We start from the raw sequence: 24,568 nt of genomic DNA, 5'->3' as shown, positions 1-24,568 counted from the left end.
CTGTCGATCAGGTCACACGTCCGGCCGCTTTACCCGTCGACGTGACCGGCAGGCTGCGCACGAAGGCGATCCGCCGCGGCACCTTCGGCGGAGCCAGCCGCTTCTGTGCGTACGCGAGCAGCTCGACGTCCGCCACCGAGTCCCGCCGGACCACGTGGGCCCGCAATTGAGCGCCGTACTCCTCGTCCGGTACGGCGAACACGCGCACCTCGGCGACCGCGGGGTGACCGAGCAGCACGTTCTCCACTTCGCTGGGGAATACGTTCTCCCCGCCGGTCACGACCAGGTCGTCGGCCCGGCCGTCCACGAAGAGCCGGCCGGCCGAGTCGCGATGCCCGAGGTCCCCGGAGGCGGCCATTCGACCGGCCATTCGTCCACCGACCCACAGCTGACCGACCTCCCCGACCCGCACCGGCCGGCCGTCGTCGCGCAGGACCTCCACGCGTACGCCGGCCGCCGGCCGGCCGATCGTCCCCGGCGCCTCGCGCAGATCGGCCGGAGTCGCGAGCGTCGACCAGCCCAGCTCGCTCGAACCGTAGAGGTTGAACAGCCCCGGCCCGAAGGCTTTCGTCAAGCGATCCGCCACCGCCGGATGCAACGGCCCGGCACCGCTCACCACGGCTGCCAACGGAACCATGACTCCGGTCCGGGCAACCTTCGCCAGCACAGGAGGTACGCCGGTCAGCACGGCGCCGGGGTCGTCGCGCAAGAAGCCCGCCACCTCATCCGCGTCGAACTGCCGCCGTACGACGACCGGCATGCCGAAGGCCAGCCCCAACGCGAGGAAACCCACCCCGAACCCGTGGAAGAACGGCTGAGTGATCACCAGCGGAACCCCACGCCGCAAGGGCAGTCGCCGGACCAGCGTCCCGATCGGCACGGCCTGCCCCACGCTCACCTTCCGCTCGACGACCTTCGGCGTACCCGTGCTGCCCGATGTCATCACCACCACCTGGCCCCGCTTCCCGGCCCGGTCCGTCCCCACCTCGACGGACGGTCCGCGGGGATCGACCAGGACGACGTCCGCATTGGCTCGCAGTCCGGACACCACGGCGGCCACGAACTTCCGCCCGTTGGGTTCGCGGACCGCGATCCGTTCGCCGTCGATGTGTTCGTGGGTCAGCCGGTCGAGGTCGGCGTACGTGACCGGACCGTCGTCGTCGATCAGCGCGACGTCGCCGGGATGGTTGCGTACGGCAAGGGTCAGAAGGGTGGCCAGCGTCAGGCCGTGGCGGCCGAAAGCTTCAGGCGCACGCCAGGGCTGCACGGCCGCCAGTAGCCGGCCGAGTCCGATCAGCACATCGCCCGGCACACGTTCAGTGTCGCATCGGCCACTTTCGATTGGATTCGGCCGGGCGGCTGGTCCACGCTGGCCGTATGGATCACCTCACCACCAAGACCCTGTTCGAAGCGATCGACCACGTGGGTATCGCGGTGGCCGACTTCGACGAGGCCGTGCGGTACTACGCCGACGTGTTCGGGATGACTGTCGCGCACGAGGAGATCAACGAGGAGCAGGGCGTCCGCGAGGCGATGTTGTCGGTGGGTGACTCGGGTTCGTCGATCCAGTTGCTGGCGCCGCTGTCGGAGCAGTCCCCGATCGCGAAGTTCCTGGACCAGCGCGGTCCGGGCATCCAGCAGCTCGCCTACCGGGTGCGCGACCTGGACACCGTGTCCGCCACACTGCGCGAGCGCGGCGCACGGCTGCTGTACGACGAGCCGAAGCGCGGCACGGCCGGATCCCGGGTCAACTTCATCCACCCGAAGTCGGCGGGCGGCGTTCTGATCGAGCTGGTCGAGCCCGCCTGAGCTGAGGAAACCTCACTGTCACCGCTCTCCCACACCGGGTGACGGCGCGCGCCGACACACTGCTGAGTGGCCTTGACCGGTCTACGCTGTCCGGGTGCTGACGGACAGCGCCACCGACTCTCTGGACGGTGTGCCGACGGGGTTCCAGCACGACGCCTTCGTCTACACCTCGGACGGGGAGTTCGTGCGACTCGCGACACCTTTCGTCCGCGACGGCCTGGCAACGGGTGAGGCGATCGTGGCTGCCCTGCCGCCCGCCCGGATCGCTCTCCTCCGCAAGGCGCTCGGGCCCGAGGGCGAGCAGGTCAGCTTCATCGACATGACCTCGGCCGGCCGCAACCCCGCGCGTCTCATCCCGCTGTGGCGCGACGCGCTCGAGCGGAACTCCGGTCGCCCGGTGCGCGGCCTCGACGAGCCTGCCTACACGGGGCGGAACGCGGCCGAGTACGACGAGGCCGTCCTGCACGAGGCACTGCTCGACATCGCCTTCGCCAACGACACCGGCTTCCGGCTGCTGTGCCCCTACGAGGCCTCCGTCGGAATCGATCCGACCGCTACCCACTCGGGCGCGGAAGCCCTGGCGGAGAAGACGTTCCGCACGGCGCTGACCGACGTACCGGATCGGGCCGAGCGCTGGGAGTTCGGGCTGGCCGATCTCGGGCAGGTACGGCGATGGGTCAACGCGCAGGCGTCGTCGCACGGGGTCTCGCGGGACCGGCTGGACGACCTGGCGCTCGCGTTGCACGAGATCTGCACGAACAGCATCCGGTTCGGCGGCGGGCGCGGGACGCTGTCGGTGTGGATCGCGGACGGGTCGCTGATCTGCGACGTGGCGGACCGCGGCCGCATCGACGACCTGCTGGTCGGCCGGGTGCTGCCGCCGCTCGACGGACTCGGCGGCCGGGGTGTCTGGCTGGCGAACCAACTGTGCGATCTGGTGCAGCTCCGGTCGGGTGACGACTTCACCCAGGTGCGGCTGCACACTCGCCTGCGCTGATAAGACCACTGACAACGGTGGACTGAAAAAGTGACGGTCGTCTCACCTGTCCTGCGCTGTGTCACAAGGCACAGCCAGACGGGCATACTCAGCGGTAAGTTCCGCTCACCCAGACCGCCGCTGCAGGAGGTACTTTCGTGTTGCAGATCCTCGAAGCGATTCTGTCCGGTGACACCGCGGCCGTCGGTGCGCTCGACGTACCGGACCACTACCGCGGAATCACCGTGCATGCCGACGAGACGAGCATGTTCGAGGGTCTGGAGACCAAGGAGAAGGATCCACGCAAGAGCCTCCATCTCGACGACATCCCGACCCCTGAGCTCGGGCCCGGCGAGGCGCTGGTCGCGGTGATGGCGAGCGCGATCAACTACAACACCGTCTGGACCTCGATCTTCGAACCGGTGTCGACGTTCTCGTTCCTCAAGCGGTACGGGAAGCTGTCGCCGCTGACCGCCCGCCACGACCTGCCGTACCACGTGGTCGGCTCCGACCTGGCCGGCGTCGTCCTGCGGACCGGTCCCGGCGTGAACGCCTGGAAGCCCGGCGACGAGGTGGTCGCGCACTGCCTGTCGGTCGAGCTGGAGTCCCCGGACGGGCACAACGACACGATGCTGGACTCCGAGCAGCGGATCTGGGGTTTCGAGACGAACTTCGGCGGGCTGGCCGAGATCGCGCTGGTGAAGTCGAACCAGCTGATGCCCAAGCCGGACCACCTCACCTGGGAGGAGGCAGCGTCGCCGGGGTTGGTGAACAGTACGGCGTACCGGCAACTGGTCTCGGCCAACGGCGCCGACATGAAGCAGGGCGACGTCGTACTGATCTGGGGCGCGTCCGGCGGCCTTGGTTCCTATGCGACCCAGTTCGCGCTGAACGGCGGCGCGATCCCGGTGTGCGTGGTGTCATCGCCGGAGAAGGCGGAGCTCTGCCGCGCCATGGGCGCCTCGCTGATCATCGACCGGTCGGCCGAGGGGTACAGGTTCTGGTCGGACGAGAACACCCAGGATCCGAAGGAGTGGAAGCGGTTCGGCGCCCGGATCCGCGAGCTGACCGGCGGCGACGACCCGGACATCGTGTTCGAGCACCCGGGGCGGGAGACGTTCGGCGCTTCGGTGTACGTCGCCCGTCGCGGCGGCACGATCGTGACGTGTGCGTCGACATCGGGATTCATGCACGAGTACGACAACCGCTACCTGTGGATGAACCTGAAACGGATCATCGGCTCCCATTTCGCCAACTACCGCGAGGCCTGGGAGGCCAACCGGTTGATTGCCAAGGGCATGGTCCACCCGACGGTCAGCAAGGTGTACCCGCTGGAGGAGACGGCGCAGGCGGCGTACGACGTGCACCGCAACCTGCACCAGGGCAAGGTCGGCGTACTCACCCTCGCTCCGACCGAGGGTCTTGGGGTGAAGAACGTCGCACTGCGCGAGCAGCACGAAACCGCCATCAATCGCTTCCGCAACAGGTAGTTGCCGCGGCGTTTGTCCACAGGGGCCGATTGGCTGGTCACGCCCGGGTCTGACAGGCTTAAGGTGGGGGATTCACGCTGAGCCGCCAGAAGGGAATCTCGGGAATGCCTGACGAGTCGAGCCTGCCGTTCTTCGACCGCACGGCGACCGCGGCCGGGGGCTTCCCGGTCAGTCGTCGTGGGTACGACAAGCAGGCGGTGGACGACTACGTCCGTGCCCTGGAAATGCAACTCGTCGAAGCCCGCAACCGGGCCGATCAGCTGCAGGCCAGCGTGGCCCCGCTGCAGCGCCAGGTCGAGGAGACCCGGCGCCAGCTCGAGGCCAGCGCCAACCCGTCGTACGCCGGTCTCGGCGACCGGGCGGCGCAGATCCTCCGGCTGGCGCAGGACCAGGCCTCCGAGGCGCTCCAGGAAGCCCGTCGTGAGGCCGAGGAGCTGCGGGCCGCCGCGGCCAAGGAGGCGGCGTCCGCCCGGGCGACCGGCGAGCGTGAGGCCGAGGACATCCGCACCGTCGCGCTGAACGAGGCGGACAGCATGCGCCGGACGGCCGAGGGTGACGCGGCGGAGCTTCGCCGTACCGCCGAGACCGAGGCCTCCGAGGTGCTTCAGACCGCGCGGCGCAAGGCCGAGCAGCTGATGTTGACCGCCGAGTCGCAGGCCAGCACGCTGAAGAACGGCGCCCTGCACGAGGCGGAGAAGATCCGCACCGCGATCCAGCGCGAGTCCGCCGCCCTGCGGGCCCGGCTGGCCGACGAGCGCGAGCAGCAAGCCAAGGAACTGGCCGACAAGCACCAGCAGATCGCGGCCGACACCGAGAGCCTGACCACCCAGATGCGCGAGGCCGCCGAGGCCTCGGAGCGGCGAGTCGCGGAGGCCACCGAGCAGGCCCGCAAGATCCGCGCCGAGGCCGAGGAGTCGGCCGAGCGGACCCTGTCCCGGGCCCGCCGCGAGGCCGAGCAGCTGCTCACCACCGCGCGCACTCGCGCCGAGGCCGAGCTGGCCAACGCCGCCGACGAGGCCGAGCGGTCCCGCACCATCGTCGCCCGGGAGACCGAGCGGCTGGCCAAGCGCCGCGACGGCATCCTCAGCCAGATCGCCGGCCTGAACGAGATCGCCAGCAACATCGCCCGCCAGGCCGCCGAGCTCGACTCCGAGACCGCGGCACCGGCGTACGTGAGCCCGTTCGCCCGCCCACAGACCTCTCCCGCTGCGGAGCCCGCCGAGTCCGCTGCCCCGGCTGCCTTCGCACCGCCGGCCGAGACCGTGGCACCGGCCGGCAGCCCCTTCGCGCCGCGGGACAACGTGCCCCCGGCCGAGGCCGACGCGCCGACCAGCCCGTTCGCCCCGCGGGAGGACTCCGCCGCTACCCAGAGCCCGTTCGCTCCGAAGCCGTCCGATGAAACACCGGACGACGAGGAGGACGGTCCCTTCACCGGGGCGAGCCCGTTCGTGGGTGCCGGCGCGGGGGACGCGCGGGTGGACGAGACGCGGATCGACAGCGGGCTGCGGGTGGACACCAAGGTTGCCGACGAGCCGGCCGGCAAAACCACCGGCAAAACCACCGGCAAGACCGCCCGCAAGTCCGCCGGCGGGCCCGCGAAGGCCGGCGACGAGGAGCCGGCCGACTCGACCAAGATCGACGAGTTCCGGCTGAGTGACCTCGCCGACGAGGAGACTCGGGTGCAGGCGGTTCCGGACGCGGTGGCCGACAAGGCCGACGCGGAGCCCGCCGACGACGAGAAGACCGACGAGACCGTCTCCGGCTCGCGATCCCCGAAGGACAAGATGTGACGCCATCCGGCGACGACAACTCCACAGCGACGCCCGAGCAGGACCTCGCGGAAGCTGCCCGCGAGGCCAAGGCCGCCGCTGCCGAGGCAGAAGCGGCCGCGGACAAGGCGGAGCAGTCCGCCGACGACGCCGAGAAGGCCGCTGGCGACGCGGCGGAGTCCGCGGAGGACGCCGACGAGTCCGAGGCCGAGTCGGAGGCCACCGCCACGGCGGAGGACAAGGACGCGGCCAAGGCTGCCGCCGACTCCTCGGACGAGAACCTGGCCAGCGAACTGCTGATCGACGAGCGCCATCCCGATGTCGGCATGGGCGCGCCGGGTCCGCCGCTGCGGCGGTCGAATCCGTTCATGTTCGGCTTCTTCGCGGCCCTCGGCGTACTGGTCGCCTGGGGGTTGTGGAACGCCCTCGGCCAGGCCCGCTCCGTCCTCATCCTGCTGCTGGTGTCGATGTTCATCGCGGTCGGCCTGAACCCGCTGGTCGAGTGGTTCATGCGCCGCGGCCTGAAGCGCGGCCTGTCCGTCGGTGTGGTCTTCCTGCTGATGATCCTCGCCGTGGCCGGCGTCGGCTTCGCGATCGTCCCGGTCGTCACCGACCAGATCGACAGCCTGATCACGAACGCGCCCGAGTGGCTCGACCTGCTGACCAAGTCGAAGACCCTCAACGAGCTCAACGACCGCTACCAGTTCATCCAGAAGGCCCAGGACTACATCCAGGACCCGGCGCTGGCGCAGCGCGCGTTCGGCGGCATCCTCGGTGTCGGCAAGGTGGTCGCGAACGCCCTGTTCTCCGGCTTCACCATCCTGATCCTGACGCTCTACTTCCTCGCGTCCCTGCCGTCGGTGAAGCGCGCGGCGTACAGTCTCGTCCCGGCCAGCCGCCGTACCCGCGTCGCCATCCTCGGCGACGAGGTGCTCGGCCGGGTCGGCGGCTACGTCAGCGGCCAGTTCCTGGTCGCGGCCTGCGCCGGGTTCTTCATGTTCGTGTTCCTGCAGATCGTCGGCCTGCGCGAGTACGCACTGGCGCTGGCGATCGTGGTCATGTTCACCGCCTTCATCCCGATGGTCGGCGGCCTGATCGGCGTCGTGATCGTCGCCCTCATCGGCTTCACCGACGGCCTGTGGACCGGCGTCGCCTGCCTGGCCTACGGCGTCATCTACCAGCAGATCGAGAACTACGTCGTTGCCCCCCGCATCATGCGCCGGGCCGTGGACATCCCCGGCGCCGTCACCGTGATCGCCGCCCTCCTCGGCGGCGCCCTCCTCGGCGTAGTCGGCGCCCTCCTCGCCATCCCCAGCGCCGCCGCCATCCTCCTCATCATCCGAGAAGTCTGGGTCCGCAAAGCCGACGCCTCCTAGGTCCGCCCCGGCGTACGCCGCAAGCTGAGGAACGGGCGCAGTCACCCCCGCGGGTGCTGCGCCCGCGTTATGTCATCACCGGCCCGACACGGCCCACTCCCACCCCCGCGCCCAGGCGCTCACCACATCTCGAACGCCCACCCGCACCACAACCCGCCCACCGCACCTCAACCCGCGACACCGCCGGTCCCACCCACCGGACCCATTGCCCACCCACCTCATTCGACCGCGGCGACCTCACCCACGCCGGCCTCACCCGTCCAGCCGCGCCTCAGTCGCCACCACCTTCGCAAGCGCTTCCGAAAACACCGCACCCGCCCGGCATCGCCCACCTCACCCGCACCTCATCTCCCACACGGGCCTACGCGCGCCTCAGTCGCCACCACCTCCGCAGGGTGTGCTTCCGAAGGAACCACCACACCCGCCCGACACCGCCCCTCAACAACGCGCACCACGCGCCCACAACATCTGCCCCGCCGCCCACCCCGCACCCCGGTCCCGACCGAGTCCCCACCCACATCTCACTCGCCCAGCCCCGCCCAGCCCCGCCTCACGCCACCACCTCCGCAGGGTGCTCCCGATGGCCCGCGACCGCCCACCTCACCCCTGGCTGACCTTGCCACTTCCGCCTCACTGCCCGCCTCATGTCGTCACCCGCCCGGCACCGCCTCCCCGCACCCCAGTCGCGCACCCGGAATCACTCGCCCAAACTGGCGCCTCACCCCATCCACGATCGGTCGCCTCCACCTTCCCTGGCTGCTTCCGAAGGAAGCACCTCAACCGCCAACCTGTCCCTGCATACCAGTCGAGACCCGCCATGCCGTTGTGACGTTTCCCCTTGTGGATAAGGACTTTTGGACCCCACTCAAGTTGGATACCACCATCGGGATGAGCTAATATCGAACGCATGTTCGAAGGAGATCTGACCACCCTCTCGACGGCCGACCTGCTGGAGTCCGCCGCCGAGCATCGCGCCGAGGCCAACCGGGCCGAGGCGCGGCTCCTCGAACATGCCCAGATCTTTGCCGACCGCCACCATCCCGTCCTCTGCCCGCAACGCCCGGGGCGTCGTGGCTGGGAGGGACGCGAACGCGGCGTCGTCCTCGGCGGCGACGGATGTCCGGAGATCGCCGAGTTCGCGCCCGCTGAGTTCGGCATGATGCTTGGTATCTCCGCAGGAGCCGCCGCGGCGTACATCGGCCAAGCGCTGGCATTGCGACACCGCTTCCCGCACATCTGGGCGAAGGTCCAAGCCGGTACGGCGACGCCGTGGCGCGCCGGCAAGATCGCAACCGCCTGCCTGGACCTGTCCGAAGCGGCTGCCAGATCGGTCGACAAGAGGCTCGCGCGGATCGTCGACACGGTGACTCCGCACCGGCTGGAGAACATCGTGAAGGCCGCCAAAGCCCACGCGGATCCGGAGACCGCTCGCGCGGAGGCGGAGCAGAAGGCCCGTGAGCGAGGTGTGTACGTCGGTCGTTCTGACGAGCACGGCACCAAGACCATCTACGTTCGTGCCGCGAGCGGTGACGTGATCCGGTTCGACGCGACCATCGCCAGCATCGCCGATGCGTTGAAGGTCCTGGGCGACACCACCAATCTCCGCTCGCGCCGAGCCAAAGCGATCGGCATCATCGCCGACCCCCGCTACACCGAGGAGCTTCTCCTCCAGGCACGCGACGCCTCGTCTGCACTGGATGCGACGACCGGCGACCACGCCGGTCGCCCGAGCCCACCGGTGGATGACGAGGCTGACCGAGACGCTCCTCACCCGAGCAGCACAGACCTTCCGGATCCTCTCGACGCGCCGCAGAGCGAGCCGGTCGAGACCATCTGGCCCGACCCGTACGTCGATCCCGAATCAGGCGACGCCCTCGCCCCGGACGCGGAACGAGCCCTGAACGCCAGACTCGCGCAGATCAAGCAAGACGCCCACACCACCCGGACTACCAGGGCCACCCAGGCCGCCCGCGACGGCACCGGCCGTCCCGGAGGAAGGTTGCGTCCGGGCAAGACCGAGCTCTACGTGCATCTCACCGACCACACGCTTGCCTCCGGCAACGGAATCCTCCGAGTCGAAGGCATCGGACCGATGCTCGCCGATCAGCTGACCGAGTTGATCGGGCACAGCCCGTACGTCGTCAAGCCGGTCATCGACCTCAACGATGCCGTCAGCGTCGACGCCTACGAGATCCCCGATCGCATCCGCGAACGCGTCAAGCTCACCCACCCGGTCGAGCTCTTCCCCTACGGCACCCGCGAAACCCACCGAACCATGGACCTCGACCACATCCAGCCCTACGACCCCCTCGGCCCACCGGGCCAAACCAACACTCAGAACCTCGCACCCCTGCGCCGCTTCGCCCACAGGGTCAAAACCCACGGCCACGGCTGGCACGTCCAACGCCTGACCCCCACAACACTCGAGTGGACCACCCCGCACGGCTTCACCTTCCACGTCACCCCCACCGGCACCACCCGAGCGGGCTCTCACCCCGACTGCCCACCTTGATCAGCGTGGGCTGGGATCGGAGGACCGTATCCCCCTAGCCCAAGGGCGCTGGCGGCTTAGGAGTGCGCGCGATAACGGGCGTTGAAGCCTCGGTGGTGTGGGACGCTGGCTGGCTATCTGCAGGACGTGGCCAGCGATCGGCTGACTCTCGACCTGGTCGTCGCGACGGCCGACGAAGTGGAGGCCAGCGCATTCTCGTTCCCCAGCTGATCGAGCCGGACCGCTCGCAACTGACCGCCGAGCTGGCCGGCACGAGCAAGCCAACCGCTAAGAGCGAGATCGTCCGCGGATCCAACGTCTTCGCGGCGACCATCGCCACCACGCCCACCGAGCAAGAGCCGGTGTTGAACCACAGCCTGCAGTGGGCCCGCGAACTGAACGCGAGCATCTTGCGACGCTCTACACCTCGACCGGTAAGGGTCGATGGGTCCTCAGCGCGACTACCGGGTCAGTCGCGGGGCATGGTCTTGATCTGGAACGAGAGGCCCCTACCTCTCGCCGTAGCGCAGCGTTTCGAACAAGAGCGCCCGTCACACTCAAGAAACTCGACGAGGCGGTGCCGACAGAGATCAGCCGGTGCAACTACATCGACGCCGCCTGCGAGGCCCGTACGACGCACGCCAACGGCCGGGCGCAGTCACCCGCATGGGTGCTTCAGGCATACAGCGGCATAGGACACTGGGCGGGTGAGCTTTGGACGGCGTCTCCAGGAGTATCGGGAGCATCGGGGTTGGTCTCTGGCCGACCTCTCCCGGGCCACGCACTACAGCCGGTCGTACCTGTCGAATATCGAGAACGGCCGCAAGGCACCGACCGTCGATCTCGCCCGGCGCTGTGATGAGGCGCTGCGGGCGAAGGGCGAGTTGATCTCGGCGGCCCGCGAGGATGTCGCTGCAAAGCTGGACCGCATCCCGTGGCAGACCGCCGAACTGGTCCAGCGGATGCAGGCGAGCGACACGACCTCCCAGACGCTGGAGGCCCTGCAGTCGACCATTGAGGAACTGTGCTGCCAGTACAACTACCGCGACGCCCTGGACCTGCGGCGGGAGGCCCACGACTGGCTACAACACGTCGGTGGACTGTTGCGGCGTCCGGTCGGCCTCAAGGGCCATCAGGAACTCCTGGTGGCTGAGGGCTGGCTCGCCCTGCTCGCTGGGTGCGTCGAGTATGACCTCGGCATGCGGTCGGCGGCCGAGTCCACCGGACGGCGGCACTGCAGCTCGGCCTAGAGGCCGGGCACCCCGAGATCGCCGGATGGGGCCACGAGATGACGGCCTGGTTCGCACTCACCCAAGGTCGGTTCCGGCAGGCCGTAGAGGCGGCGCAACGCGGTCGGGCGGTCGCGCAGTCGTCCAGAGTCCACGTCCAGCTGATTGCTCAGGAAGCGAAGGCGAAAGCCCGCCTCGGTGAAGCCGGCCTGACGACCCTACTTGCCTCGGGCAAAGAGATGCTTGACCGACTGCCCTACCCGGACCGCCCGGAGAACCACTTCAAGGTTGACCCGGCCAAGTGGGACTACTACGCGATGGACGTGCACCGCATTGCCGGTGACGACGAACTCGCAACGCAGTACGCCACCACCGTCATCCGCGACAACACGTCCCCGGACGGCACCGAGCTAAGCCCGATGCGGGTGTCAGAGTGCCGCATCACCCTGGCATCGTGGCGGAGGAAGGCGACCTGGAACAGGCCGTGGAACTCGGCAAAACCGGACTCAAAGCACGGCCGCCAGAGCAAATCCACCTCTTGATGGTCGCCGGGGAACTCGACCGCGAACTGCGGGACCGCTTCCCCGGCGAAGGCCTCGTGACCGAATTCGAGGAGACCCTGCACGCCGCCTGACCGAGGCTGCTTCCCGGCTACGACCCGCGAGGCACGTACAGGGGTCAGGGGCCGGCCAGCTTGGTGACCTCGGGGGTTGCTGCTGTTTGGAAGGCGCAGGCTCGGGGGTAGCCGGCTAGGCAGCCTCGGGTGGTCATGAGGGCTGTGTAGTAGTCGATGTAGCGGAAGCCGTAGGTTTCGCCGCGGGCGAAGGCCTGGTGGCGGATGGCGGAGACCCAGCGGTAGAAGGCTTCGTCGGGGATGGGGACGTAGAGAGACGGCTGGAAGCCTTCCATGTCTTCCCAGTTCTCGGTGTGCAGGAAGGTGCGGACCGAGTGGCGGGGGTGGTCGTCGAGCTTCTCGATGCCCTCGGTGGGGAGGCCGGCCAGGAAGCGAGCGCGTTCGGACAGGCGGGCCGCGTGTTCGTGGTCGCGGTGGATGCTGTGCTTCCAGTGGGTGATCAGGGTGTCGGGTTGTTTCTCCCGGATGATGCCGGCCAGTTCGACGGCGACGTCGTCGGTGTCGGGGAGGAAGCCGTCGCTGTGGTCGAGGACGATGAAGTCGGCGCCGATCGCGGTGGCGAACGCCTCGCCCTCGGCGATCTTCTGCTTCTTGTACTCCGACGGCGCCAACCGCGGGTGGCCGCGTTCGCCCGGCGTCAAGGCGATGATGGTGGCGTTGGCGCCTTCGAGCACCAGTTTGGCCAACGTGGGTCCGGCGGTCAGGTCCATGTCGCCGATGTGCGCCCCGATGGCGAGCACTGTTCTGGTCAAGTCAGTCCTTCCCGTTGGCCCGGACCAGTGGCGCCCGGAGGATGGTGAACGTGCGGGTGATGGTGAAGCCGGACTTGAGATAGAGCTGGCCGGCGGCGGACTGTTCGCCGGTCCAGAGGAACCACGCACTGTGCGCGCCGAGCCCGGCCATCCGCTCCAGGGTCAGGTGCAGGAGCACCCTGCCGAGCCCGGTGCCTCGCGATGCCGGCAGTACGCCGAACGGCCCGAACCGGTCGATCACGCCCTCGTACGTGCCGTGCATCGCCCACCCCAGCACGCGGCCGCCAGGATCACGCGCCAGCACGATCCGCTCCAGCGGCATCCCCGCCACGACGGCCTCGCGGATCGCCCGCGCCCAGTCCGGGTTGAACTCGGAGTGCGCGATCGCGATCAGCGACGTCAGCTCGTCGCCGGTCGGTGTCCCGAAGCTGTACCCGCCGGCCTTCAACTCGGCAACCAGTGACCGGACGTCGGCCGGGATCTCGTACCCGACCAGGCTCCGATCCATCGCGACCGCGTCGTACTGCCGCTCGAAACCGAGCGCCGAGAGCAGCCGGTGTGCGTTGGGGTAGCGGGCCGCGTCGAGGCCGGGCAGGAAGTAGTTCGGCGTGTACGACGAGAAGAAGGCGAAAGCCCTCCCCGCCGAACGGAGCCAGTCGAGCGCCGCGGTGAGCAACGCGCGGCCCAGTCCGCGACCACGACGATCCGGATGCACGAAGAAGAACGGAATCCATCCCGTTGACAGCTCGAGGTCGTCACCTGAGGCTGCGACCAGACGTCGTACGGCGTACGCCGCACCGACTACCTGGTCGTCCTGAACGGCGACCTTGAGGCCGGCGGGGTCGAAGTTCCGGTCGAGCAGGAAGAGATCGCGGAAGCGCTGATAACCGATCGGATCCGCCGGCGCCGCCGCGGTCCACGCCGCGGCAAGCGCCGGTCCGTCGCCAACCTCGAAGGATCGGATCATGACAGCGTCCCTCCGGAGCGCAGTCCGCCGGGGCGCGCCGAGTCCAACGTTGCTGAAGGCAACAGCACGAGGGACGCAACATGGAGCTGGACACCAGGCACCGCCTGGCCGGCGTACGTGCCGAAGGCCGGTTCGAACCAGGTACGAGCGCCGGTCCGGACCGCCATCGCCACCACCACCCAGAACGCAGGACTGAGTAGAAAACTTACCGAGACATTCAGGAGAAGGTCAATGGATTACCGGCTACTCGGGCGGGGGTGACGGAGGCGGAGCGGGGCGAGCGCGCGGCGGGAGTGTCAGGCCTGCAAGGAGGCGAAGTACTCCTCCACGCGGGACTTGATTTCCGCCTGGCTCATTTCCCGGGTTCGCAGTTCCTCGAGCCAGCCGGCCATCACCTCGTTGGAGACGCTGAACTCGAGGGCGATGTTGTCCGGGTCGCGGAAGTTCAGGTGGGACCCGAACTCCATGTCGCGGATCGGCGTGTACGGCACGCCGTACGCGTCGAACCGGCGCTCCCACTCGACCAACTCGCCCCGGCTGGCCGCGGTCAGCCCGATGTGGTCGAGCCCGGTGGTGAGCTCGGTGAACGGTTCCGTCGTACCCGCCTCGTGCTTGACCAGCGCCAGGATGAATCCGCTCGGCCGGTCGATCAGCGTGCGCGCGGTTCCGAAGTCCAGCAGCGGCATCAGCCCGAGCACGTCGGTGTAGAAGCGCTCACTCCGGTCGAGCTGGGTGACCGACAGGCTCAGATGATCGATTCCCGCGAAGCTCGGCATGCTGTGCTCCTCCCCCTACCCCGAAGGTAGGGGATCAGCGGGAGGAGAGATAGGTCAGGACAGCCATCACCCGGCGGTTGTCGTCCTCCGACGGTGGCAGGTCGAGCTTGGCGAAGATGTTGTTGGTGTGCTTGCTGACCGCCTTCTCGGTGACGAACAGAGCGCTCGCGATGGCGGCGTTCGAGCGGCCTTCGGCCATCAGGCCGAGCACCTCGGCCTCCCGCGGCGTCAGCCGGCCGATCGGCTCGTCCCGGGTGTTGCGGGCCAGCAGCTGACCGATCACGTCGGGATCCATCGCGGTCCCGCCGCCGGCCACCCGCCGGACCGAGTCCAGGAACTCCGCGACATTGGAGACCCGGTCCTTCAGCAGGTAGCCGACCGCACCTCCGCCGCCGGTCAGGAGCTCCCGGGCGTACAGCTGCTCGACGTACTGCGACAGCACCAGGATCGGCAGGCCGGGCACCTGGCGGCGGGCCTCGATGGCGGCCTTCAGGCCCTCGTCGGTGAAGGTCGGTGGCAGCCGTACGTCGACCACGGCCACATCCGGCCGGTGGTCGACCAGGGCGGGCACCAGCCGGGGACCGTTGTCGACCGCCTCGACGACCTCGAAGTCGTGCGCCTCCAGCAGGCGGATCAAGCCGTCCCGGAGGAGGGCGTGGTCTTCAGCGATGAGGACTCGCAAGGCAGCTCCATGATCACGGTGGTCGGCCCGCCGGTCGGGCTGACCACGGTCAACGTACCGTCGAAGGCGGCCAGCCGCCGCTCGATACCGTACAGACCGCCACCGGGCTTGACCTCCGCACCTCCCACGCCGTCGTCACCGACGATCATGTGCAGCTTCTCCTGCTCGTGGGTGATCTGGACCCAGGCGGTGGTCGCCCCGGAGTACTTCACCGCGTTCGCGAGCGCCTCGGCCACCGCGAAGTACGCCGCCGACTCGACCGGCGCCGCTGGTCGACCAGGCACGTCGAAGGTGACGTCGACCTTGAACGGGCAGGACAGGGCGAGCGCCTTGACCGCGCCCTCGAGTCCGCGGTCGGCGAGCACCGGCGGGTGGATGCCCCGAACCAGGTCGCGCAGCTCCGACAGCGCCGTACTGGCCGACTGACGTGCCTCGGTCAGCAGGGCCGCGGCCTGGGCCGGGTCGCGGTTCACCATCTCCTCGGCCATGCCCAGGTTCATGCTGAGCGCGGCCAGCCGCGCCTGGGCGCCGTCGTGCAGGTCGCGCTCGATCCGGCGCAGCTCGGCCGCCTGGGTGTCGACGGTCTCTGCGCGCGACTCGGCCAGCTCACGGACCCGCAGCGCCAGCTTGGCGCTCTCGGTCGGGCCTAGCAGCGAGCGGGCCACGAACGCGTTCGCCTTCAGCAGCCGCTCACCGGCCGCGTGCCAGATCATGAACGCGATCAGGGCGACCGGCAGCAGCAGGAAGCTGGTCCAGAAGTTGACCGTGAACAGCCCGCCGAAGGGTTCGGTGAAGACTCCTTCGGGCGTGACCCGGACGAGCAGCGGGTAGACCAGGTAGAACAGCGTGGCCAGGAACAGTACGGCGGACAGGATGTTCAGGGTGAACCCGATGGTCGCGTTCACGATCAGCCAGACGATGTCCCGCCAGGTGGCCGGGTCGGTCAGCGTGGTCCGCAGCCACATCAGGATGCCGGGCACCGGCGGCTTCCGGTACGGGCGCGGGATCGCCTCGCCGGTGAAGCCGGCCAGCATGGTCCGGTGGCAGTTCGCGAACCAGCGGGTGGCCGGGACGAACGCGAGCAGCATCGGGATGCCGACCCAGACCGCGATCAGCGGGACGGCCACCACGTTGAGCACGAAGAACGCGATGCCGATCTCGGCCAGGATCGCCAGGAACAGCGCGATCCACGGCTGCGCCAGCCTGGGGTATCGCATCGCCGGTGCCGCAGTGGTGATCGTCATGGCTCCATCATGACCGAGCGTGAGTCCGGTCTCAGTGGTGTTAGCTCCACTCTCGCCGGGGCACTGTCTCCCCCACGAGTTCGGGTAATAGCACTCATGTTTTCGGCCGTTAGGGCGACGAGGCTAGATGCCGTACGCTGGCCGTGGCTGTACGCCTAGGCCCCCACCGCTCTGAGACGAGGACCTGAATGGCTCAGCCACTGGTTTCACCCCCTACTGTCACCAAAGGCAGCGAGTTCGCGCCGCTGCTGCGCGAGATCAAGGCAGCCGGACTACTCGAACGGCGGACCGCGGCCTACACGATGGCGATCGGGATCAACGTCGCCTTGATGGCCGCGACCTGGGCCGGAGTGGCGATCCTGGGCAGTTCGTGGTGGGTGCTGTTCCTCGCGATCCCGCTGGCCGTCCTGACCACCCGGGCGGCCTTCTTCGGTCACGACGCCGGCCACCAGCAGATCGCGGGCTCCCGCAAGCTGCACGACCTGATCGGCATGCTGCACGGCAACCTGCTGTGCGGGATGAGCTACGGCTGGTGGAACGACAAGCACAACCGCCACCACGCGAACCCGAACCACACCGACAAGGACCCGGACGTCGGCGAGGGCGTGCTGGTCTGGACGCTCGAGCAGGCCGAGGGCCGCACCGGGCTGCATGGCTGGCTGTCCCGCCATCAGGCGAAGATCTTCTTCCCGCTGCTCACCTTGGAGGGCTTCAACCTCAAGGTCTCGAGCATTCGTTACCTGCTCGGCCGTCCGCGCCGCGAGGCCCGGTCGGAGCTCGGCCTGATGGCCGCCCACCTGGTGCTGTACTTCGGCGCGCTGTTCCTGATCATGTCACCGGGCCAGGCGGTGCTGTTCGCGCTGATCCACCACATGCTCTTCGGCCTGCACCTCGGCAGCGTGTTCGCGCCGAACCACAAGGGCATGGAGATGCCCGACGACACCACCAACTGGGGTCACCTGGAGAAGCAGGTGCTCACCTCGCGCAACGTGAACGGCGGCCTGGTCACCGACTGGATGATGGGCGGGCTCAACTACCAGATCGAGCACCATCTCTTCCCGAGCATGCCGCGGGCCAACCTGCGATTCGCGCAGCCGATCGTCCGGGCGTACTGCGAACGGATCGGCGTGTCCTACCTGAGCACCGGCCTGCTCGAGTCGTACCGGATGGGCCTGAAGCACATGCACGAGGTCGGCAGCGAGCTCCGCGCCCAGCAGTAGTCCGGTACGGCGCATGCGGGGTTCCCCTACTGCTCCGGAAAAAACTTCACGAAGTGCGGCGCCCCGAGTGGCGGATCGGTTACGGTCCAGCTCTCGGGGTCGCCCTTTGTGAGGAGAACTGCATGACCGAAAAGTCTGGTTTGAGTCGTCGTGGCCTGCTCGGCGCCGTCGCCGGAGTGACCGCCGCCACGGCTCTGCCCGCGGCCCCCGCCTGGGCCGCGGACGACCTGCGGCCCGGAGCGGTGAACCGCCCGACGCTGGACAGGTACGACCGCCAGATCGTGTCCGGCCTGTCGTCGGAACGGGCACTGCGCCACCTGCAGGTGCTGTCGGAGACCATCGGGCCGCGGATCGGTGGCACCCAGAGCGAGAAGCGCGCCGCCGACTACATCGCCGGCCAACTCGACAAGTACGGCTACGACACGCGGCTGGAGCCGTTCCCGGTCGCGGACAAGTTCACCGCCCAGATCGAGGACGTGCGCGACATCCTGCCGAACGACCTGTGCTGGCAGGCGGGTGCCGCACCCGGCGGCAAGCTGGACGTCACCGTCGAAGGGCCGGTCCGGGACGTCGGCCCGGCGACGGCTCCGGTCTGGCCGGCCGACGTGGCCGGCTCGATCGTGATCGCCGATGACACCTCGGCCGCGCGCCCGGCCCTGGTCGCGGAGGCCGCGGCGCGGGGAGCCGTCGGAGTCATCCTGTTGCCCGCCGACCTGGTGTTCCCGCGCCGGGCGTCGGCGTTCCAGCCGAGCGGGCTGACCAACGCGCCGATCCCGGTGATCGGGGTGGCTCAGGTGCAGAAGCGGCTGATTCGCGAGGCGCTCGCGGTGGTGAAATCGCTGCCGCTGCGGATCAGCACCACGGCCCACCGCGGGCTGATCTCGAACAACGTGATCGGCGAGCGGCGCGGCAAGGGTGGCGCGAACTCGCCGATCGTGGTGATCAGCGGTCACTACGACTCGGTCATCGGTGCGCCGGGCGCGAACGACGACGGATCCGGGACCGTGCTCACGATGGAGCTGGCCCGGGTGTTCAGCCGGATCCCGACCGCGGCGACGCTGCGGTTCGCGCTGTGGGGTTCGGAGGAGCAGGGCCTGATCGGGTCGCGCTACCACGTGGCGCAACTCGCGCAGGACCAGCGGGACCGGCACAAGGCCGTGTTCCAGAACGACATGGTCGCGACCAGCTGGGACCCGGCGATCACCTACTGGCTGCTGTCCTTCACCGGTCTCGCGAACACGGCGACGGACGCGGTCCGGGCGGCCGGATTGCGGCTCGGGTACGACCCGCAGATGGTCGGTCCGGTCCAGCGCGGCGCCTCGGACCACCAATCGTTCCAGGAGGTCGGCATCGCCTCGGCCAACTTCTCCTGGCGGGGTGAGATCTCGCCCGCCTTCCTGGAGCCGCCTTACCACTCGCCCGAGGACACCATCGCGAAGAACGTCAGCCTGGAGCGTCTCCAGGTCTCGATGGAGCTGATCGGCACCGCGGCGTACGCCGTCGCCCGCGGCTGAGCCGCCCGCGGGGGTGACCTGGCTGGCCCGGGGTGACATGGCTCATACGGCTAGCCTTTAAGGGCTATGTCGCGCCGGAAGCCTTCGAAATGGCAGCGGCCGGTCAATGACCGGCCGCTGCTCGGCGGTACCCAGGCGCGCGAGGAGCGGTCCGACGGGGAGTGGATCGTCCGCCGCGTGTCCGGGTCCGCGTCGAGCAAGGCGTACCGCTGCCCGGGGTGCGACCAGCTCATCCCGCCTGCCACGCCGCACGTCGTGGTCTGGCCGGAGAACCCCAGCCTGCTCGCCGCGATCGGCGGCGCCCAGTCCCTCGACGAGCGACGCCACTGGCATTCCGCCTGCTGGCAACGCCGCCGCTAACCCCAAGGGTCCTTGATGAAGCTTCCGGTCACGTCGTACGGCGAAACTGGTACGCCGGTCGTGGTCATGCACGGCCTGTTCGGCTCCGGGCGGAACTGGATGACCGCGGCCCGGCGGTTGTCCGGTGAGCATCGCGTGTTCGCCTTCGACCTGCGCAACCATGGCTCGTCGCCGCACACCGACACGATGAGCTACCCGGAGATGGCCGACGACGTCCGGGAGACGATCGAGTCCCTCGGGGTCGGACCGGTCGCCCTGGTCGGGCACTCGATGGGCGGCAAGACCGCGATGCTGACGGCACTGCGGTACGCCGAGGTCGTCGAGCGACTGATCGTCGTCGACGCCGCGCCGGTCGCCTATCCCCCAGCGTTCGTCGAGTACGCCCGCGCGATGCGTACCGCGGACCTGGCCGGAGTCCAGCGCCGGGCCGACGTCGACGCCCAACTGGCCGAGGCCGTCCAGTCCCCCGGCACGCGCGCGTTCCTGCTACAGAACCTGATCCTCGACGACCAAGGCGCCCGCTGGCGCCCGAACCTCCCAGTCATCGAGGCCGCGCTTCCAGCCATCTCCGGCTGGCCGTCGGAGGCCGAGGGCTCGAGCTACGACGGCCCGACGCTCTTCATCTACGGCGGCAAGTCCGACTACGTCCAGCAGGACCACCGCGCGACGATCGCGTCGTACTTCCCCCACGTCCAGTACGCCGAAGTCCCCGAAGCCGGCCACTGGGTCCACGCCGAACGCCTCGACGACTTCCTCGCCGTACTGACTCCGTTCCTTCCCTAGGCGGAGCCGTAAACCCGGACGAGCTCGTTGAGCCAGTGCTCGACATGGACGATCCACGCCGCGCCCTCGATCTCGTCCGCGTGCTCCAGCAGCCGGTGCCAGGACACCATCCGGTGGACCACATGCAGGGGCTCGGCGATCTCCAGCTCCCTGCGCAGTACGTCGAGTGGCGCCAGGTCCGACCACATCTCCAGGTACGCCGTCACGACCTCGTCGTCGACGTCCTCACGCACGCTGGCCAGCGTCGCGAACGGATGACCCCACACCGCGTCACCGAAGTCAAAGAACCTGAAGGGACCGGCCGGGTCGGGCCTGAAGACGTTCCGCGCATGCAGGTCGTTCTGATCAAGAGCCATCGGTATGGCGCCCGGCAGCAGCCGCTGCACCGCGGACAGGTTTTCCGCGGCTCGTCGTACGCCGGTAAGCGTCGACGGATCGGGGTGGAGCGGGTGGTCGTCCGCCAGGCCGGAGAACCAATCGGCAACAGGCTGCACGGCATCGGCCAGCCGAGACGGTGCGAGTGACGTCAGCCCGCTGGCGAGCAGCGTGCTCTCGAACGGGATGGTGTCGCGCTGGAAAGCGGCGTACTCGATGACGAGCCGGTGCCAGTCGGTGCCGTCCTGCTCGTCGAGGGTGCGGCCCTGATCGGCGGTCAGGAGCCAGCCGCGCTCCGGGTCGATCGCGAGCGGCGCGACCACGTGCTGCGCCAGCGCCTCCGCCATCGCGGCGACGAGCGCGGCCTCGAACGCCTGGCCGGGGTTGTTCTCCTTGAACCAGAACAGCCCGTGATCGGTCGGGTAGCACCAGACAGCCGCCCAGAAGCGGATCTTGTACGGCACCGGAGCGCCGCAGACCACAGCGCCCGCGGCGGCCAACCGCTCCCGTACCCAGGCGTCGGCCTCGGCGAACCAGTCCTGCCCGGTCCAGCGGCGTACCCACTGACCCTCGGCATCGGCCTGCAGCGACCGCGGAAGCGGTACGTCTCTGTCCACCCACCCAGCCTAGGCGGGCAGGCTTGCCAACTGTGGGAGTGCGCGTGACCATCAGGTCATAACAGGACGTGTGCACCCGTCCGATGGCCAGAGGAGAAGGACATGGCCGACATCGCTCAGTCAGAGCAGCACTACCCACTCGGCGTCAGCCGTCCTGATCTCGCGGTCCAGGACCTGCCGACACCGGAAGAAGTCTTCAAGGTCAGCCGCCTCGGTCCACGGGAGCTGATCCAGTTCGCCATCGGCCCGAGCCTGATCGCGCTCGGGATCTCCATCGGCAGCGGCGAGTGGCTGCTCGGCCCGTTGAACGTCGGCCAGTACGGCTTCGTCGGCGTCGGCTGGATCATCACCGTGTCCGCCGTGCTGCAAACGTTCTACAACGTCGAGTGCGCCCGGTACGTCGTGGCCACCGGCGAGGTGCCCGTGGTCGGGTGGGGCCGGGTCCCGCCGGGCTGGTTCTTCTGGGTGCCCGCGTCGGTGTTCCTGGTCATCTTCGCGTTCATCGCCGGCGGCTGGGCGGCATCGGCCGGCCAAGGGGTGTATGCCCTGGTGCACGGCGAGATCGCCCGGTCCGGTGCCGAGGAGCCCCGGATCTACGCGATCCTGCTGCTCGTCCTGGTGTTCGCCATCACCGCGGCGGCACGGCGGATCAGCCGCGCGCTGGAGCTCGCGAACTGGGCGATGGTCGTCACCATCCTCGTCGTCCTGCTGATCATCGACATCGCCATCGTCCCCGGCCGGATCTGGTGGGACGGCATCAGCGGGTTCTTCACCCCGGCCGCGCCGCCGGACGGAATCTCGGCGACCCAACTCGGCGCGCTGGCCGGCTTCACCGCGCTCGCCTCGGGCCTGAACTGGTACGTGCTCGGACACTACCGGGACAAGGGTTACGGCATGGGCCACCGGGCCGGCTACCTGTCCGGCATGCGGGGCGAGCGCAAGCAGGTGCTCGCCAGCGGTGTCACGTTCCCGGACGACGAGAAGAATCGCGGTCTGTGGCGGCGCTGGTACCGGCTGCTGCTGACCGATATGTGGGGGGTCTTCTTCATCGGGGCGATGCTGGGCATGCTGCTGCCGACGATCCTGATGACCCGGGCCGTCGAGATCAGCGGCGAGAACCCCACGACGGCCAACGTGCCGACGTTCGTCGCCGATGTGCTGGAGGGTGAGTACGGCAGCTTCGTGTTCTACCTCGCCCTGCTGATGGGAGTCTTGATCCTGTTCAGCACCCAGCTCGGCATCTTCGAGGCGATGGTCCGAGTCACCACGGACGCCTCACACGCAAGCAGTTCGAAGCTGCGGGCGCGGATCGAGGGTGATCCGCGGAAGTTCTACTACCCGTTCATGATCCTGCTGCTGGTGGTGATCTCGATCATCATCCACCTGGCGCTGCCGGTCGGCCTGATCCAGTGGTCGGCGAACATGTCCAACCTGGGCGCGCTGATCTACCCGTTCCTGCTGATGTACCTGAACAGCAAGCTGCCCGCGCCGGCCCGGCCGCGCCCGTGGCACTACCTGATGCTGGTGCTGAACTTCCTGTTCTTCGGGTTCTTCTTCGTCAACTTCATCGCCGACTTCGTCGGAGACCCGCTGGTGACCTTCTAGGCCGCGCAGTAGGCGAGGGACCGTCAGACACGGCCTAGGCGTCAGCTGTAGTCGCGGAAGCCTCGGCCGGTCTTGCGGCCGAGGTAGCCCGCGGTGACCAGGTGCTCGAGCAGCGGCGCCGGGGCGAAGCCGGGCTCGCGGAACTCCAGGTACAACGTGCGCTGGATGGCCAGTGAGACGTCCAGGCCGACCACGTCGAGGAGCTCGAACGGGCCCATCGGCAGACGGCAGCCGAGCTTCATCGCCGCGTCGATGTCGTCGACTCCTGAGTAGTGTGCCTCGAGCATCCGGACCGCGTCGTTCAGGTACGGGAACAGCAACGCGTTCACGATGAACCCGGCCCGGTCACCGCACAGCACCGGGTGCTTGCCGGCGGCAACGGCCAGCGCCGCGACCGAGTCGGCCACCTCGGCGGACGTGCTGACCGTGCTCACGACCTCGACCAGCTTCATCACCGGGGCCGGGTTGAAGAAGTGCAGACCGACCACGTCAGCCGGTCGCTTGGTCGCCATCGCCAGGTCGATGACCGGCAGCGACGACGTGGTCGTGGCCAGGATCGCGCCCGGCTTGCAGATCTCGTCGAACGTCTCGAACAGCGCCTGCTTGACGCTCAGCTCCTCGACCACGGCCTCGACCACCAGGTCGACATTCGCCAGGTCGTCGAGTTTCGCCGTACCGACGATCCGGCGCAGCGCCGCGTCGCGCTCCTCCGCCGACAGCTTGCCGCGCTGGACGCCCTTCTCCAGCGAACGTTCCAGCGCCGCCCGGACCCGGTCGACCTTTTCGGTGCCGCGGGCAACGTAGAGGACGTCGTACCCGGCCTTGGCGCACACCTCGATGATGCCGACCGCCATCGTGCCGGAGCCGACCACGCCGACCTGGCGGATCGGGCGGACCGAGATCTCGTCACCGTTGGGGTGCGGCGTGTGCTCGTCGTCCACCACGACCGGGGAGTCCGGCGCCTCGTAGGTGTAGAAGCCGCGGCCGGTCTTGCGGCCGAGCAGGCCGGCGGTGACCATCTGCTTGAGGATCGGGGCCGGCGCGTGCAGCCGGTTGCGGCCCTGCTTGTACATCGTGTCGAGGATCTCGTACGCCGTGTCCAGACCGATCAGGTCCAGCAGCGCCAGCGGGCCCATCGGGTAGCCGCAGCCGAGCCGCATCGCCGCGTCGACGTCCTCGCGGGTGGCGTAGCGCGACTCGACCATCGAGACCGCGTGGTTCAGGTAGCCGAAGAGCAGGGCGTTGGCGATGAAGCCGGCCCGGTCGGCCGCGACCACCGGGACCTTGTCCAGCCGGCGGGCCAGCGCGAGCACGTCCTCGACCACGTCGGGCTCGGTGACGACGGTCTTGATCACCTCGACGAACTCCTGCACCGGCGCCGGGTTGAAGAAGTGCATGCCGACGACGCGGCGCGGGCGCTCGGTGGCGACGGAGATCTCGGTGACCGACAACGACGAGGTGTTGGTGGCCAGGATCGCGTCCTCGCGGACGACCTTGTCCAGCGCGGCGAAGATCTCCCGCTTCAGCTCGAGCCGCTCGATCACGGCCTCGACGACCAGGTCGCAGTCGGCCAGGGCGTCCATCGAGGTGGCGAAGGTGACCCGGTCGAACAGCGCCTGCTGCTCCTCGGCCGACAACTTGCCGCGCTTCACCGCCCGGTCGGTCGAGTGCTGGATGTGCCCACGGCCGCGCTCGGCCGCCGCCTCGTCGCGCTCGACGCCGATCACGGTCAGCCCGTTGCGCGCGAACACCTCCGCGATCCCGGCGCCCATCGTGCCCAGACCGACCACACCCACCGTCTTCAGTTCCCGAGCCATGCTCCGAACTATGCCAGTCCCGCCACTGGTCCGCCCATGAGCTGAGTCACCCAGGAGGCCAACCTCACACGTCCTCGGCCCC

At 68.8% G+C, this 24,568-nt stretch carries 21 protein-coding genes; 13 read left to right on the top strand and 8 right to left on the bottom strand.

Annotated features, from left to right (window positions below):
* Window positions 1-7: 7 nt before the first annotated feature.
* The gene (locus AB0F43_RS29360; protein WP_360483844.1) at window positions 8-1,312 is read right to left on the bottom strand and encodes an AMP-binding protein; all 1,305 of its coding nucleotides are present in this window, start codon (window positions 1,310-1,312) and stop codon (window positions 8-10) included.
* 65 nt (window positions 1,313-1,377) lie between these two features.
* Between AB0F43_RS29360 and mce the strand changes: the two genes are divergently transcribed.
* From mce to AB0F43_RS29320, 8 genes are all read left to right on the top strand, one after another.
* On the top strand, window positions 1,378-1,809 hold the full coding sequence (gene mce / locus AB0F43_RS29355; protein WP_360483841.1) for a methylmalonyl-CoA epimerase: 432 nt from the start codon (window positions 1,378-1,380) through the stop codon (window positions 1,807-1,809).
* A gap of 94 nt (window positions 1,810-1,903) precedes the next feature.
* Window positions 1,904-2,806, top strand: coding sequence for a sensor histidine kinase (locus tag AB0F43_RS29350; RefSeq protein ID WP_360483838.1), 903 nt, complete (start codon window positions 1,904-1,906; stop codon window positions 2,804-2,806).
* Between the two features lie 137 nt (window positions 2,807-2,943).
* Window positions 2,944-4,275 carry a crotonyl-CoA carboxylase/reductase gene (gene ccrA, locus AB0F43_RS29345; protein ID WP_360483835.1) on the top strand — a complete coding sequence of 444 codons (1,332 nt, stop codon included), beginning with the start codon at window positions 2,944-2,946 and terminating at the stop codon, window positions 4,273-4,275.
* 104 nt (window positions 4,276-4,379) lie between these two features.
* The gene (locus AB0F43_RS29340) at window positions 4,380-6,065 is read left to right on the top strand and encodes a transposase (RefSeq protein WP_360483832.1); all 1,686 of its coding nucleotides are present in this window, start codon (window positions 4,380-4,382) and stop codon (window positions 6,063-6,065) included.
* Window positions 6,062-7,420: an AI-2E family transporter gene (locus tag AB0F43_RS29335; protein ID WP_360483829.1), complete on the top strand. Its 1,359-nt coding sequence runs from the start codon at window positions 6,062-6,064 to the stop codon at window positions 7,418-7,420. Before AB0F43_RS29340 ends, AB0F43_RS29335 begins: the two co-directional genes overlap by 4 nt.
* A gap of 907 nt (window positions 7,421-8,327) precedes the next feature.
* Entirely contained in the window at window positions 8,328-9,932 is a 1,605-nt protein-coding gene (locus tag AB0F43_RS29330; protein ID WP_360483826.1) for a DUF222 domain-containing protein, read from the top strand.
* 686 nt (window positions 9,933-10,618) lie between these two features.
* Window positions 10,619-11,161 (top strand): helix-turn-helix transcriptional regulator, encoded by a 543-nt coding sequence (locus AB0F43_RS29325; RefSeq protein WP_360483823.1) that lies wholly within the window; start codon window positions 10,619-10,621, stop codon window positions 11,159-11,161.
* Between the two features lie 38 nt (window positions 11,162-11,199).
* Window positions 11,200-11,682, top strand: a complete 483-nt coding sequence (locus tag AB0F43_RS29320) for a hypothetical protein (RefSeq protein ID WP_360483820.1) — start codon at window positions 11,200-11,202, stop codon at window positions 11,680-11,682.
* A gap of 136 nt (window positions 11,683-11,818) precedes the next feature.
* Here AB0F43_RS29320 and AB0F43_RS29315 read toward each other — a convergent pair whose 3' ends face one another.
* The 5 genes from AB0F43_RS29315 to AB0F43_RS29295 all read right to left on the bottom strand — a co-directional run bounded on the left by AB0F43_RS29315 (window position 11,819) and on the right by AB0F43_RS29295 (window position 16,195).
* Entirely contained in the window at window positions 11,819-12,526 is a 708-nt protein-coding gene (locus tag AB0F43_RS29315) for a PIG-L family deacetylase (protein ID WP_360483817.1), read from the bottom strand.
* Window position 12,527: 1 nt separating this feature from the next.
* Complete coding sequence (locus AB0F43_RS29310) at window positions 12,528-13,493, bottom strand: GNAT family N-acetyltransferase (RefSeq protein ID WP_360483814.1); 966 nt, start codon at window positions 13,491-13,493, stop codon at window positions 12,528-12,530.
* 296 nt (window positions 13,494-13,789) lie between these two features.
* Window positions 13,790-14,269 (bottom strand): VOC family protein, encoded by a 480-nt coding sequence (locus AB0F43_RS29305; RefSeq protein WP_360483811.1) that lies wholly within the window; start codon window positions 14,267-14,269, stop codon window positions 13,790-13,792.
* Between the two features lie 34 nt (window positions 14,270-14,303).
* The gene (locus AB0F43_RS29300) at window positions 14,304-14,951 is read right to left on the bottom strand and encodes a response regulator transcription factor (RefSeq protein WP_360483808.1); all 648 of its coding nucleotides are present in this window, start codon (window positions 14,949-14,951) and stop codon (window positions 14,304-14,306) included.
* Window positions 14,903-16,195 (bottom strand): sensor histidine kinase, encoded by a 1,293-nt coding sequence (locus tag AB0F43_RS29295; RefSeq protein ID WP_360483805.1) that lies wholly within the window; start codon window positions 16,193-16,195, stop codon window positions 14,903-14,905. Before AB0F43_RS29295 ends, AB0F43_RS29300 begins: the two co-directional genes overlap by 49 nt.
* A 188-nt stretch (window positions 16,196-16,383) precedes the next feature.
* Between AB0F43_RS29295 and AB0F43_RS29290 the strand changes: the two genes are divergently transcribed.
* The 4 genes from AB0F43_RS29290 to AB0F43_RS29275 all read left to right on the top strand — a co-directional run bounded on the left by AB0F43_RS29290 (window position 16,384) and on the right by AB0F43_RS29275 (window position 20,072).
* Window positions 16,384-17,415, top strand: coding sequence for an acyl-CoA desaturase (locus AB0F43_RS29290; RefSeq protein WP_360483802.1), 1,032 nt, complete (start codon window positions 16,384-16,386; stop codon window positions 17,413-17,415).
* 122 nt (window positions 17,416-17,537) lie between these two features.
* Window positions 17,538-18,929: a M28 family metallopeptidase gene (locus AB0F43_RS29285; RefSeq protein ID WP_360483799.1), complete on the top strand. Its 1,392-nt coding sequence runs from the start codon at window positions 17,538-17,540 to the stop codon at window positions 18,927-18,929.
* 66 nt (window positions 18,930-18,995) lie between these two features.
* The gene (locus tag AB0F43_RS29280) at window positions 18,996-19,289 is read left to right on the top strand and encodes a hypothetical protein (RefSeq protein WP_360483796.1); all 294 of its coding nucleotides are present in this window, start codon (window positions 18,996-18,998) and stop codon (window positions 19,287-19,289) included.
* 15 nt (window positions 19,290-19,304) lie between these two features.
* The gene (locus AB0F43_RS29275; RefSeq protein WP_360483793.1) at window positions 19,305-20,072 is read left to right on the top strand and encodes an alpha/beta fold hydrolase; all 768 of its coding nucleotides are present in this window, start codon (window positions 19,305-19,307) and stop codon (window positions 20,070-20,072) included.
* On the opposite strand, the gene AB0F43_RS29270 is transcribed toward AB0F43_RS29275, so the two are convergent.
* Complete coding sequence (locus AB0F43_RS29270) at window positions 20,069-21,064, bottom strand: hypothetical protein (RefSeq protein WP_360483790.1); 996 nt, start codon at window positions 21,062-21,064, stop codon at window positions 20,069-20,071. The two genes, AB0F43_RS29275 and AB0F43_RS29270, sit on opposite strands and share 4 nt — an antisense overlap.
* Before the next feature lie 102 nt (window positions 21,065-21,166).
* Between AB0F43_RS29270 and AB0F43_RS29265 the strand changes: the two genes are divergently transcribed.
* Complete coding sequence (locus AB0F43_RS29265; protein ID WP_360483787.1) at window positions 21,167-22,669, top strand: Nramp family divalent metal transporter; 1,503 nt, start codon at window positions 21,167-21,169, stop codon at window positions 22,667-22,669.
* Window positions 22,670-22,710: 41 nt separating this feature from the next.
* Here AB0F43_RS29265 and AB0F43_RS29260 read toward each other — a convergent pair whose 3' ends face one another.
* A complete protein-coding gene (locus AB0F43_RS29260; protein WP_360483784.1) occupies window positions 22,711-24,486 on the bottom strand; it encodes a 3-hydroxybutyryl-CoA dehydrogenase in 1,776 nt (591 codons plus the stop codon).
* Window positions 24,487-24,568 lie beyond the last annotated feature (82 nt).

This window comes from Kribbella sp. NPDC023972, from assembly GCF_040639075.1.
Lineage (GTDB): Bacteria > Actinomycetota > Actinomycetes > Propionibacteriales > Kribbellaceae > Kribbella.
The sequence above is the reverse complement of the archived record's forward strand: the minus strand, read 5'-3'. Positions and strand labels throughout refer to the sequence as shown.